This is a genomic window from Selenomonas sp. oral taxon 136 (assembly GCF_001554015.1).
Classification (GTDB): domain Bacteria; phylum Bacillota; class Negativicutes; order Selenomonadales; family Selenomonadaceae; genus Centipeda; species Centipeda felix.
This window is the reverse complement of record NZ_CP014239.1, coordinates 1,651,097-1,663,914: the sequence shown is the minus strand read 5'-3', so window position 1 is coordinate 1,663,914 and position 12,818 is coordinate 1,651,097. Positions and strand designations below refer to the sequence as shown.

The 12,818-nt window shown below is 58.4% G+C and carries 13 protein-coding genes; 2 read left to right on the top strand and 11 right to left on the bottom strand.

Annotated elements, in window-relative coordinates; all coding sequences use genetic code 11:
• Window positions 1-15 precede the first annotated feature (15 nt).
• The 11 genes from rplC to AXE86_RS07840 form a co-directional block, all read right to left on the bottom strand.
• Window positions 16-669: a 50S ribosomal protein L3 gene (gene rplC, locus AXE86_RS07890; protein ID WP_061946126.1), complete on the bottom strand. Its 654-nt coding sequence runs from the start codon at window positions 667-669 to the stop codon at window positions 16-18.
• A 15-nt stretch (window positions 670-684) separates the two neighbouring features.
• On the bottom strand, window positions 685-996 hold the full coding sequence (rpsJ, locus tag AXE86_RS07885) for a 30S ribosomal protein S10 (protein ID WP_006695835.1): 312 nt from the start codon (window positions 994-996) through the stop codon (window positions 685-687).
• 261 nt (window positions 997-1,257) lie between these two features.
• Complete coding sequence (tuf, locus tag AXE86_RS07880; RefSeq protein WP_061946124.1) at window positions 1,258-2,445, bottom strand: elongation factor Tu; 1,188 nt, start codon at window positions 2,443-2,445, stop codon at window positions 1,258-1,260.
• A gap of 14 nt (window positions 2,446-2,459) precedes the next feature.
• A complete protein-coding gene (fusA, locus tag AXE86_RS07875) occupies window positions 2,460-4,538 on the bottom strand; it encodes an elongation factor G (protein WP_050341610.1) in 2,079 nt (692 codons plus the stop codon).
• Window positions 4,539-4,726: 188 nt separating this feature from the next.
• A complete protein-coding gene (gene rpsG / locus AXE86_RS07870) occupies window positions 4,727-5,197 on the bottom strand; it encodes a 30S ribosomal protein S7 (RefSeq protein ID WP_006691183.1) in 471 nt (156 codons plus the stop codon).
• Window positions 5,198-5,225: 28 nt separating this feature from the next.
• Window positions 5,226-5,603 carry a 30S ribosomal protein S12 gene (gene rpsL / locus AXE86_RS07865; RefSeq protein WP_006691184.1) on the bottom strand — a complete coding sequence of 126 codons (378 nt, stop codon included), beginning with the start codon at window positions 5,601-5,603 and terminating at the stop codon, window positions 5,226-5,228.
• A 104-nt stretch (window positions 5,604-5,707) separates the two neighbouring features.
• Window positions 5,708-5,959 carry a ribosomal L7Ae/L30e/S12e/Gadd45 family protein gene (locus tag AXE86_RS07860; protein ID WP_009753870.1) on the bottom strand — a complete coding sequence of 84 codons (252 nt, stop codon included), beginning with the start codon at window positions 5,957-5,959 and terminating at the stop codon, window positions 5,708-5,710.
• Between the two features lie 127 nt (window positions 5,960-6,086).
• Window positions 6,087-8,099 carry an LTA synthase family protein gene (locus AXE86_RS07855; protein ID WP_061946122.1) on the bottom strand — a complete coding sequence of 671 codons (2,013 nt, stop codon included), beginning with the start codon at window positions 8,097-8,099 and terminating at the stop codon, window positions 6,087-6,089.
• A 62-nt stretch (window positions 8,100-8,161) separates the two neighbouring features.
• A complete protein-coding gene (locus AXE86_RS07850) occupies window positions 8,162-9,346 on the bottom strand; it encodes an FtsW/RodA/SpoVE family cell cycle protein (protein ID WP_009753868.1) in 1,185 nt (394 codons plus the stop codon).
• The gene (gene trmB, locus AXE86_RS07845) at window positions 9,346-10,005 is read right to left on the bottom strand and encodes a tRNA (guanosine(46)-N7)-methyltransferase TrmB (RefSeq protein ID WP_009753867.1); all 660 of its coding nucleotides are present in this window, start codon (window positions 10,003-10,005) and stop codon (window positions 9,346-9,348) included. The genes AXE86_RS07850 and trmB overlap by 1 nt, the downstream gene beginning before the upstream one ends.
• 82 nt (window positions 10,006-10,087) lie before the next feature.
• On the bottom strand, window positions 10,088-11,752 hold the full coding sequence (locus AXE86_RS07840) for a ShlB/FhaC/HecB family hemolysin secretion/activation protein (RefSeq protein ID WP_061946120.1): 1,665 nt from the start codon (window positions 11,750-11,752) through the stop codon (window positions 10,088-10,090).
• Window positions 11,753-12,090: 338 nt separating this feature from the next.
• On the opposite strand from AXE86_RS07840, the gene AXE86_RS12920 reads away from it, so the two are divergent.
• Entirely contained in the window at window positions 12,091-12,267 is a 177-nt protein-coding gene (locus AXE86_RS12920; protein ID WP_157040576.1) for a hypothetical protein, read from the top strand.
• Window positions 12,264-12,740, top strand: a complete 477-nt coding sequence (locus AXE86_RS07830) for a low molecular weight protein-tyrosine-phosphatase (protein ID WP_061946116.1) — start codon at window positions 12,264-12,266, stop codon at window positions 12,738-12,740. Before AXE86_RS12920 ends, AXE86_RS07830 begins: the two co-directional genes overlap by 4 nt.
• The last annotated feature ends 78 nt before the right edge of the window (window positions 12,741-12,818 follow it).

Genomic DNA, 12,818 nt, shown 5'->3' with positions numbered 1-12,818 from the left:
GCGATTCCTCCTTCCTTATTCTTTCGCTGCCTTTGCAGGCTTTACGGTATCTTTAATCACAACGAATCCCTTCTTCGGGCCCGGAATCGCGCCCTTGATGAGAATGAGGTTGCGGTCGGCGTCCACACGGACGACCGTCAGACGCTGCACGGTGACGCGCTCGCCTCCCATGCGGCCCGGGAGCTTCTTGCCCTTGAGGACGCGTCCGCCCGGACCGGAGATCATTGCACCCGTCGAGCCCGGCTCACGGTGCGACTTCGAGCCGTGGCCCATGGGGCCGCGCGCAAAGTTGTGACGCTTGATGCCGCCCGCGAAGCCCTTGCCCTTCGACGTGCCGACCACATCGACGAGGTCGCCCTCAGCGAAGATGTCGACGCCGATCGTGTCGCCTACATTGTATTCGGAAGGAGTGGCAAGGCGCATCTCACGAATGAAGCGCACTGCCTTCACGCCCGCCTTCTCAAACTGACCCTTGAGCGGCTTCGTGACGTTCTTCTCTTTAATGTCGCCAAACCCGATCTGCACAGCGTTGTAGCCGTCCGACTCCACCGTCTTGCTGCGGAGCACGAAGTTGTTGCCGGACTCCACGACCGTCACGGGGACGACGCGGCCTTCCTCTGTGAAGATCTGAGTCATACCCAGTTTTCTTCCTAAAATAGCCTTAGCCAAGGCATCCACCTCCTATTAGAGCTTAATCTCGATGTCAACGCCAGCCGGCAGATCGAGACGCATGAGTGAATCGACCGTCTTGTTCGTCGGCTGCAGGATGTCGATGAGACGCTTGTGCGTGCGCATCTCGAACTGCTCACGCGAGTCCTTGTTGACATGCGGGGAACGGAGAATCGTGTAGACATTCTTCTCCGTCGGAAGTGGAATGGGCCCGGAGACCATCGCACCCGTCTTCTTCGCCGTGTCGACGATCTTCGCCGCACTCTGATCGAGTGCCTTGTGGTCATAGGCCTTCAAACGAATTCTGATTTTCTGCTGTTTCGCCAAAGTAGTTTTCCTCCTTCGTCCGGGGTCCCGCCCCAAACATTTCTCCACGGCAGTTCCCTCTGCCCCATCGGGGCATAGCCATCTGCCATGTCATCGCATGGAGTACGTCGTTTGTCGTATGATTCCAAAAGATGAAAAGAAGTTTTTATTCTACTCCCCATCGGAAATTCCGGTCCAATTTCATCGTACCGTCATTTCCCTCGAAAAGGAGCGACGCGAGCGCGCCGCTCCTCTCCCTAGGGAATATCAAGGTTAATTCAATTAACCCTCAATCGCCGTAACACGACCCGCACCGACGGTGTGGCCGCCCTCGCGGATAGCGAAGCGGAGCCCCTGCTCGATCGCGATCGGGGTGATGAGCTCGACTTCCATCTCGACGTTATCGCCGGGCATGACCATCTCTGTGCCCTCAGGGAGACGGACAACACCCGTCACGTCCGTCGTACGGAAGTAGAACTGCGGACGATAGTTCGTGAAGAACGGCGTATGACGGCCGCCCTCTTCCTTCGTCAGGACGTAGACCTGCGCCTTGAACTTCGTGTGCGGATTGATGGAACCCGGCTTTGCGAGAACCTGGCCGCGCTCGATGTCCTTGCGGTCCACACCGCGGAGCAGTGCACCGATGTTGTCACCGGCAACCGCACTGTCGAGCAGCTTGCGGAACATCTCGATGCCCGTAACAACCGTGCTGCGTGCCTGATCCTGAAGGCCGACGATCTCAACCGTATCGTTCAGCTTCAGCTCACCGCGCTCCACACGCCCCGTTGCGACCGTGCCGCGGCCCGTGATCGTGAAGACATCCTCGACCGGCATGAGGAACGGCTTGTCCGTGTCACGCGTCGGCGTCGGGATGTAGTCGTCAACCGCATCCATGAGCTCCAGGATCTTTGCCTTCATCGCATCGTCACCCTCAAGTGCCTTCAGCGCGGAGCCTGCAATGACGGGGATCTCATCGCCGGGGAAGTCATAGCTCGAAAGGAGCTCGCGAACTTCCATCTCAACGAGCTCGAGGAGCTCGGGGTCGTCAACCTGGTCAACCTTGTTGAGGAAGACAACGATCGCGGGAACGCCAACCTGGCGAGCGAGCAGGATGTGCTCACGCGTCTGGGGCATCGGACCATCTGCTGCGGAGACGACGAGGATCGCGCCGTCCATCTGTGCAGCACCCGTGATCATGTTCTTGACATAGTCCGCATGGCCCGGGCAGTCCACGTGTGCATAGTGACGCTTGTCCGTCTCATACTCAACGTGTGCCGTGTTGATCGTGATGCCGCGCTCACGCTCCTCCGGTGCCTTATCGATGTCCGCATAGTCCTCGAACTTCGCATAGCCCTTCTCGGAGAGAACCTTCGTGATCGCCGCCGTCAGCGTCGTCTTGCCGTGGTCAACGTGACCGATCGTGCCGATGTTGACATGGGGCTTGCTGCGGTTAAACTTTTCCTTTGCCATTTAACAATTCCTCCTTATTCGCCTTTGTTCTTGGCGACAACAGCGTCAGCTATATTCTTAGGAACCTCGTCGTAGAAGGAAACTTCCATCGAGTAGTTCCCGCGACCCTGGGTCTTGGAACGGAGATCCGTCGAGTAGCCGAACATCTCCGAGAGCGGAACGTACGCATTGATGACCTGCACGCCGTTGCGCGGCTCCATGCCGTCGATGCGTCCACGGCGGGAGTTCAGATCGCCGATAACGTCGCCCATATACTCCTCAGGCACCGTGACCTCAACCTTGACGTACGGCTCGAGGAGAACGGGGTTTGCCTTCTCCGCGCCTGCCTTGAACGCCATCGAGCCGGCGACCTTGAACGCCGCCTCGGAGGAGTCGACTTCGTGGAACGAGCCGTCGTAGACGATGACCTTGATGTCGACCATCGGATAGCCTGCGACAACGCCGCTCTCCATTGCCTGACGAACACCGGCCTCGATCGGGTTGATGAACTCCTTCGGAATCACGCCGCCGACGACCTTGTTCTCGAAGCTGAAGCCCTCGCCCGCTTCCTGCGGAATGAGCTCGAGCCAGCAGTGACCGTACTGACCATGACCGCCGGACTGACGGACGAACTTGCCTTCCGCCTTGACCTGCTTGCGAATCGTCTCACGGTATGCAACCTGCGGCTCACCGACCTTGCAGTCGACCTTGAACTCGCGGAGCATACGGTCGACGATGATCTGCAGATGCAGCTCGCCCATGCCCGAGATGATGACCTGGCCCGTCTCAGCGTCCGTATGAACGCGGAACGTCGGATCCTCCTCGGCGAGCTTCTGGAGGGCAATGCCCATCTTCTCCTGATCGTTCTTCGTCGCGGGTTCCACCGCAACGGAGATAACGGGATCCGGAAACTCCATCGACTCAAGGATGATCGGATTGTTCTCGTCGCAGAGCGTATCGCCCGTCGTCGTGTTCTTCAGACCGACCGCCGCCGCGATATCGCCGCTGTAGACGATGTCGATCTCCTTGCGGTTGTTCGCGTGCATCTGGAGAATGCGGCCGATACGCTCCTTGCTGTCCTTCGTCGCATTGTAGACATACGAGCCGGAGTTCAGCGTGCCGGAGTAAACGCGGAAAAACGCGAGCTTTCCGACGAACGGATCCGTCATGATCTTAAACGCGAGTGCCGAGAACGGTGCACTGTCCGACGCCGGACGGTGATCCTCCTCACCCGTGTCAGGGTTCACACCTGCGATCGGCGGGATATCCGTCGGGGCAGGCATGTAGTCAACGATCGCATCGAGCAGGGGCTGGACGCCCTTGTTGCGGTACGACGTGCCGCACGTCACCGGCGTCATCTCGCAGGCGATGGTCGCCTTGCGGATCGCGCCGCGGATCTCCTCCTCGGTCAGCTCCTCGCCGCCGAGGTACTTCTCCATCAGCTCATCGTCCGTCTCAGCGCATGCCTCAAGGAGCTTGTCGCGGTACTCTGCTGCCTGCTCCTTGTACTCAGCAGGAATCTCAACCTCATCGGTCACCTTGCCGAGATCATCCTCGTAGACGATGGCATCCATCTTCACGAGGTCAATGATGCCCTTGAACTCATCCTCTGCGCCGATCGGCAGCTGAATCGCCACCGGGTTCGCATTGAGACGCTCGCGCATCATCTTCATGACGTTGAAGAAATCCGCGCCCGTGATGTCCATCTTGTTGACGTACGCCATGCGCGGGACATTGTAACGCTCTGCCTGACGCCAGACCGTCTCCGTCTGCGGCTCAACGCCGCCGCGGGCGGTCAGCACGGCGACCGTGCCATCCAGCACGCGCAGCGAGCGCTCTACCTCGACCGTAAAGTCAACGTGACCCGGCGTATCAATGATATTGATGCGATGGTCTTTCCAGTGGCAGGTCGTCGCCGCCGACGTAATCGTAATGCCGCGTTCCTGTTCCTGAACCATCCAGTCCATGGTGGCAGCGCCCTCATGAACCTCGCCGATCTTGTGCGTTACGCCCGTGTAGAAGAGAATGCGCTCGGTGGTCGTCGTCTTGCCGGCATCGATGTGCGCCATGATGCCGATATTCCGCGTTTTTTCAAGGGAATATTCTCTTGCCACTGTTTCCTATCGCTCCTTACACTGCTGATATTACGTAACCTCTGATAAATCCGGCACCATCATCTTGGCGAATCTTTTCCGCCCTCTCATCGCCCGAGATCCTCCACAGAGCGCACTCTGCGTCTGGTTTGTCTCCTTGATCGAACGAAAAATCTATGCCAATCCGACAAGCTTCACATCAGCGATTCTTACCAGCGATAATGTGCGAATGCCTTGTTGGCCTCCGCCATCTTGTGCGTATCTTCCTTCTTCTTGATTGCCGCTCCCGTATTGTTCGCAGCGTCCATCAGCTCTGCCGAGAGGCGTGCATCCATCGTCTTCTCGCCGCGCAGACGCGCATAACCGACAAGCCAGCGGATGCCGAGTGTCATGCGGCGATCCGCACGAACCTCGACCGGCACCTGATAGTTGGCACCGCCGACACGGCGTGCCTTGACCTCGAGCACGGGCATGACGTTGCGCAGAGCCGTCTCGAACACCTCGAGCGGATCCTGCCCCGTCTTCTCGCGAATCGTCTCGAACGCATCATAGACGACGCGCTGTGCGACGCTCTTCTTGCCCGAGAGCATAACCTTGTTGATAAACTTCGTCACCGTCTTGGAATGATATACCGGATCCGGCAGAACATCCCTCTTCGGCACAGGGCCCTTACGTGGCATAGCCCAACCTCCTTAACGATATACTGCCTTACTTCTTCTTCGCACGCTTCGCGCCGTACTTCGAGCGCGCCTGTGCGCGATCCTGCACACCAGCGGTATCGAGCGACCCGCGAATGATGTGGTAACGGACACCCGGCAGATCCTTGACACGGCCGCCGCGAATGAGGACGACGCTGTGCTCCTGCAGATTGTGCCCAATGCCTGGGATATATGCGGTCACCTCGATGCTGTTCGTCAGGCGAACACGAGCAACCTTTCTAAGAGCAGAGTTCGGCTTCTTCGGCGTGGACGTGTAGACACGCGTGCAGACGCCGCGCTTCTGCGGGCTGTTCTTCAGTGCTGGTGCTTTCGATTTCTCCTCAAGGCTCTTCCGGCTCTTGCGAATGAGCTGATTGATCGTTGGCATACTGCACCTCCTTCCTTTGTCGTCATTCCAATTCTTTTTGTATGAAAACGCAGATTCTGCGTTTTTACCGTAGGGACGCCGATACACCAGTCAAACTGGATGCATCAGTGCTTCCGTAAAATCGCCACCGCCGCAGCACTCACGTCAAGGCGGGCATGTTCGCCCAGCTCTGCCCGTGTCGCCGTACGGTTTGGCTCGATGCCCGCCGCCGCACACGCCGCAAGCAGCGCAGCAAGCACGCGATCATCCGCGTCCGATGCGATGAACACCGCCTCTGCCGCGCCGCTCTGCACGGCTTTACACACCTGATGGACGCCCGCAATACAGCGTGCTGTGCGCAATTTCTCCAGAGACATAGTTCACCTCCAAAAAGGGACTTTCACATAATATCATTCGTAAAAACCCTTGTCAACGCATATTTTACAAAGTTTTACATTTACACTTTTCCTAGCGTATCTTTCTGCATCAAAAGCAAGAAAAAACTCAAAGATCCTCTTTCCTGATCAGCAGCTCCGGATGCCGCACATAGTAGGCCGTCAGCTCGACGTACGCATCGCGCTCCTCCGTAAATCGCGCCGTATCGATCTGCCACGGCAGCGTTCCTGCCGTCACCGTCAGTGCCTGTGCCGTACGATCTTGATAGCGCCCGACCTCCTCCTGCGTCAGCCATGCGTATGGCGTAACGACATGTTCGAGACGCTCCGTCAGCGGTTTTTCAATGGAGCAGTAGGAGAACCCCTGCGGCGCAATCAGTTCGGTCAGTGTCGGCAGAATGTTCATGTGCCCGCCGATCATGTTCCCCTCAAAATCCACTTTCGTCAGCTGCGGATGATGCATCGAGAACGAGGTCAGCAGCCGCTCGCGCAGCAGCAGCTCTCTGCGTTCTGTCACCCCCGGAATCAACGGGAACTCTCCGCCCACATGATCACCCGTCACGATGAAGAGGCTGTCGGGATAAACCGCCCGCATTTCGTCAATAAAACGGCAGAGTGCCTGATCGGCATACCATGCACAGGCAAGACCGCGATACTTCAGTGAGTCCTTCCGCACGCCGCGGTCTGTCAGTCGCCTCGCGTCGAATCCATACTCCTCAAACGGGAGCAGATACGGGCCATGATTCGACGTCGTATAGATGAAGTGAAACGATGGGACATCGTCCTCCGCGCGTATCCGCCGCCCCACCTCCGCGAGGAAAAGATGGTCGTAGACCCCAAGCCATGTGCGTGGTGCACCTGGCGGGCATATATCGGGGCCGCCGTACGCCGCATCGAACCCAAGCGCCGGGATGAAATGCGTCAAGCTCCCCCAGTTCAGTCCCCCGCCATACCAGAAAGACGTACGATAGCCGAGACGCTTGAGGATGAGCGGCAGAGCTGTCGGCAGCGTGCGCTCCCAGAAGAGCACATTTTCGTTCAGCTCCAAGTCCGCATCGTAGACACCGGCAAGCAGACTCGTGAGCGACGGCTGTGAGATCATGCCGCCCGAGAGAAAATTGTCGATGCAGACGGTATGCTCCTCCGCGCGGAATCGCGCCCCTGCCTCCATCAGCCCCAGCGCCGCGTACGGTGCATCAAAATGCACCTGCCCGTAGCTCTCTGCGAGCAGAAAGAAAATGCGGCGCGGCGGTGTGATGACTGCGCCCCGTGCCGTCCGCGCAAATGCGCACAGAGGATCGGGCAGAAGCGGTGCATCAGAGGAAATAATGGCGGGCAGGATCGCCGCCGTATCCGCATCCGTGTGCCGCATCGCCGCATGAACAGTGCGCCGCCGCAGCAGTTTCAGTGCAATGAGGTCATCCATCGTCGCCTTGCCGAGGAACACATCCTCCTTGACCGTGACCGGTACCTCGTCCCACTCCGGCTTTTTGCGGTGACGCAGCGTCCCTCCATAGCGCAGCCAGTAAAAAAACACAATCGACAGTACGAATACACATGCGTTCGCTGCATACTGCCCCGTCCCATCCGCCAGTGTCGGATACGCAAACGGCGGCAGTGCCAAAAGAGCATTCCCTGCGGCATAGCAGAACGCCAGATAGGGCAGATAGCTCAGCAGCAGCCACGCGCCGTGGTTCTGATGAAAGAAAATATCCGCCAGATTTCGCTTGTCGGCGTTGCGTCCAAGCAGGAGAATTGGATTGAACGTATCGTGAAAATGTGAATAGAAAATCATCTTCCCGAGAAACGCCGTATAAAGGACAGCGGCGTAGAGGAGAAATACCGCCAGCCGCACGGTATCCCCAACGGCAAAGTACGCAGGAAAAAACGCTCCCGGCAGAGAGACGAGGAGCAGGAGGGCGAGATAGAGATATGCGTTGACATCCATCCCCCACCAGAAACCGTAGCGGAAGCATGTCAGCCATTTCCTCCACTCGCCGTACGGTGACTTCTTCGGACGATAGACCAAGATGAAGATCAGTCGGAATACGGCGCATAGCAGCGGCGGCAGGAGGAACATCTTCACATCCTGCTGCATCCCCAGAACAAAACTACTGAACATCACATCTCCTCGAAAAATGCTGCATGAAGGGTCGCCCCCTTATGCTGCAGCTGCATACTTTCCTATTGCACCACGTGTATCCTGCTCCGCCGCACCTCCGGCGGCTCATGCTTCTTTTTTTTCACGGGCGGTGCATCCTTGCTGCGGTCCGCGATGCCGAGCAGCATCCCCATCCCCGCCATCGTCACGATCAGCGACGAACCGCCGTAGCTGATGAACGGCAGCGGCACACCCACGACAGGGAGCAGTCCCGCGACCATTGCGAGATTGGCGAGTGCCTGTCCGACGACAAGGAAGATGATGCCGAGGGCGAGCACCTGTCCGAACGTATCCTTTGCCCGCGTCGCTACGCGAATGCTCGCGACCAGCAGAACGGCGAACAGGAAGAAGATCAACAGCACACCGAAAAAGCCATGCTCCTGACTGAAAATTGCAAAGGCGAAATCCGTATGCGCCTCAGGAAGGTACTCATATTTACTCACGCCATCGCCGAAACCCATGCCGAAAATACCGCCCGAGCCGATCGTCGAGAGGGACTGCACCATCTGATAGCCCGCGTTCCGTGCATCCGACCACGGATCGAGCCACACCTCCATGCGCTTCATGCGATAGGGCTGCAGCGTTCCGATCGCAAGCGCCGCCAATGCGACAGGGATCAGGATCAGCACCCAGCGGCGCGGCGGAACGAGCAAGACGAGTGCCATAAAAAGCGGCACACCGAACACGATGCACGCCGTTCCAAAGTCCGGCTCACGATAGACGAGAAACGCCATGAGGAGAATCGCGCCAAACGGAATTGCAACACGCGGCCAGTCGCGGTCCATGCGGAACCGCTCCTTTGCGAGCACCGCCGAGATCGAGAACGAGCCCATGAGCACGCCCATGAGCTTGGCAAACTCCGCCGGCTGAAAACTCAAGGGGCCAAGGGCGATCCATCGCTGCGCGCCGTTAATCGTCGTCCCCACAAAGAGCACCGCCACGAGCAGGAAGAGATTAATCCCCAGCCCAATGAACATGAGCCCGCGCAGTCGCTGATAGTTCATCCGCCGGCAGAGCCAGCAGGCAATCGTGCCGAGCAAGAGCCACTGGAGATGCCGCTGCAGAAAATAATACGGATTCTCGAAGTTCATCGCCGCCAGCACATAGCTCGAACTGAACACATTGATCGTTCCTGTCACGAGGAGAATCACCATAACAATGACGATTGGCTCCGTCTCGCTCTTAAAGAGCGTATACCGCGTGTGCATCACATATCCCCTGCGGGGCGATGTGCCACGAGCCGCCCGATCTTTGCGCCGCGTGCGCTGAACTTTCGCTCATACTCCGTCATGATATTGTCCGCCTCGCCGAGTGCATGAAGGTCGTGCGTCACATCCGTCAGACGCCACCCCTCACGCTCCATGGTCTCAAGCGAGTAGGCAAAGAGCCCCGTATTATCCGTTTTGAAACGAATCTCGCCGCCCTCCCTGAGCACCGTGCGGTAACGCGCGAGGAACACCTCGCTCGTCAGGCGGCGTTTCGCATGCCGCGCCTTCGGCCACGGATCGGAGAAGTTCAGATAGATGCGATCGACCTCATGCGGGGCAAAAAGCTCCGTCAGACGCGCCGCGTCGAAGACGAGCAGGCGGACATTCGTCAGCTCCCGCTCTGCGGCCTTACGTGCCGCGAAGTAAAGCACGCCCTGCTGCGCCTCGAGCCCGACGTAATTCACCTCGGGATGGCGTGCCGCAAGCTCCGTCAGGAAATCCCCCTTGCCGACACCGATCTCCACGTGAAGAGGCGCACTGCGTCCGAACTGCTCCGCCCAGTGCCCGGCTGAGCCCGTCCAGTCCCCGCCGAGCGGCGTGACAAACGCCGCATAGTCCAAAATCGCCGCGTCAATCCACGGCTTTCTCCTCAGTCTCATATCCCCATCCCGCTCCGTATGAATAACGCGCCCCCGTCAGCGCAGCAAGCGCGCAGAGGGGGCGCATCGCATCAATCGTTGCTTACCATATCTTGCCCAGCTGGAACCAGACGCGGCCGCGTGCGTTATTCTTCGGTGCGACCGACGAATCCGAACCGATGCGCCGTGCATAGTCGAGACGTGCAAACCAGTCGCCCGGTGCGCTGTACGCTGCGCCGATTCCCCAGCCGCGCAGCGACACGTGGTTGTCTCCCTCGCCCACCGGGCTCTTGCTCACGCGCACGACGCCCGTATCGTAGAACGTGCTGAGCGTCAATCCGCGCACAGGCGTATGGTAGCGCAGCTCCGCTGTGCCGAGCACGCCCTCATCGCCCGAGCCCTCGCCCTGTGCGTAGGCACGCACGCCATTCGGGCCGCCAAGGTAGAACTCCTCCGAGCTGTCGAGATTGCGGCTCGCCTTCTGCCCCGACACCTTCACGAGGAAATCCGTCGCGTGCCCAATCTTCTGCACGGCCGTCAGGTCGGCCTCGAGCTTGGCATACGTCCCCTCGTCGACATTGTTGACCATGCCGAGCACCGTGCTGTAGAACGAATCATAGCTCAACGTGCCAAGCGTCACATTCGTGCTGTAGTCAAGACTCAGCCCGCCCGACTGCTGCGAACCGACCAGCCCCGCGTAGATGCTGTGCGTATGCTTCTTTCCCTCGAGGTCAAACGCCGTAATGTCGTCCTCCAGATCGCGGTAGTTGTACCCATAACGCAGAGCGAGACTGCGGTTCGTCTGATGGAAAATCGGCACGCGTCCAAAGATCGTCACCGTCGTCGACTTGCCCTCTGCGCCGATCTTTGCGAGCTGTCCGCCGACCTCGTAGTTCATGCGCGAAATGCCCACACCGAGCGTCGAGCCGCCGCGTCCGACCACCGTCTCATAGTTCGCATAGAAATTGCGCAGACTCCCATTGGAGATCAGCCCACCGACATTCACCTTGTCGCCCGTGCCCGACGGATCGTAGAGCGTCTCCTGCAGACCGTAGCGATAGCGTCCCGTCGAGGGGCTGCCGTAGTTCTCCACATAGAAAATTGTATTGGACTCCTTCGAGTCCTCGATGCGCACCGTCAGCTTGCTCGTGCCGAACTCCCTGCCGGGGCTCAACACACCCACGGCGCGCGCGCCCGTCGCATCCGACACCGAGTAGAGCGCCGTCTCGAGCTTATCCGTCGTGATGATGTCATCCGCCTTCAGCGCCGCAATGATACGCTGTGCCACGGGCGTCTTGAGGCGGCTGCGATTGTCAATCGTGATCTCATCATAGCGTCCCGGGATGATGCGCAGGACGACCGTCCCGTCCGGACTGTCCTGCGGCGGAAGGTACGCCGCCGCGGCGGGATAGCCGTGGGTACGGCAGTATGTCGTCAGCGCATCCACCGTACGGCGCAGATCGGCAATCGTCTTGCCCTTGCCCATCCCCTCCTGCAGGAGCGTGACAAGCGGCGCCTTGTCTAGATTCAGATCGGGCGCCTCCAGAATGAAGTTCTCCACCGTAAACGTCGCATCATAGTGATCCTGCTGATACGTCGGCGTCCGATCCTCCACGCCGATCTCCGGCGTCAGCAGCTCACCTGCAATATCCGCCTCGGGCCGTGCAAGCGACGGCGCGGCATCTGCCGCTGTCCCCGCACAGAGCACCGCCGTGCAGAGCAGCGCCGCTGCGCCCCTATGCGCCTTCTTCCATCTGCGATGATACATTCCACTATGCACGATCGAACTCAACTCCTACATGATGCTGTCGAACACTCTTCCTCATCTGAGGTGCCATTGTGCTAGGCACACAAATCCATTTGTATTCTAACACCTTCATAAAAACATTTCAACTTTCGCAGTTCCGATTCAATACAGGATTCGTCAATAAAGTACGAAAGCTTAACATGTTCACGGAAAAACTTGGGGATTACGCCATAATTTGCTATAATACGTATGGGAATATCTTCTGCCCGGCCCCGGCAGAGATGAATTACAAAGAACTCGCTGATCGGACATCTTTTTTCAAGGAACAGGAAAAGGGGGTAAGCTCTGTGTGTGAAATCATGGAAGAACTGATGGCAAGAGGTCGTCAGGAGGGACTTAGTAAAGGGCGCACGGAGGAGCGTCGGCATAATATCCTACGTATGCTGTCCAAAGGAAAATCAACAGCAGAGATCGCTGATCTGCTGGATATTCCCCTACACGAGGTTGAGTCACTGGCACGAGGAAAATCTGCATGACACAAAAAACGAAAGATAAGGTAAATATTCTATTTGTCTGCCACGGCAACATCTGCCGCTCGCCGATGGCGGAGTTCGTGATGAAACATCTCGTTCGCGAGGTGGGACTGGCGGATCGCATTCGTGTCGCATCCAAGGCGCTCCATACGGATGAAATCGGCAGTGACACCCACCATGGCACGCGTGCCGTACTGGACGCACACGCCATCCCATACGAGAAACGCAGTGCGGCACTCATGACACGCGCCGACTACGACACATACGACATCATCATCGGGATGGACGAGGAAAATATGCGCGACCTCGCCCGCCTCACGGGCGGCGATCCCAAAGGCAAGGTACACCGCCTCCTCTCCTACATTGGCGAAAACCGTGACGTCGCCGACCCGTGGTACACAGGGAACTTTGACGTGACCTACCGCGACGTGGATGCAGGATGCCGCGCACTGCTCGCGGAACTAGGGAAGTCCTGATAAACACCTGATTTTATCAGCGATTCCCTAGCAAAAGGGCGCCCCATCGACACAGTATCGTCGATGGGGCGCTCTTTA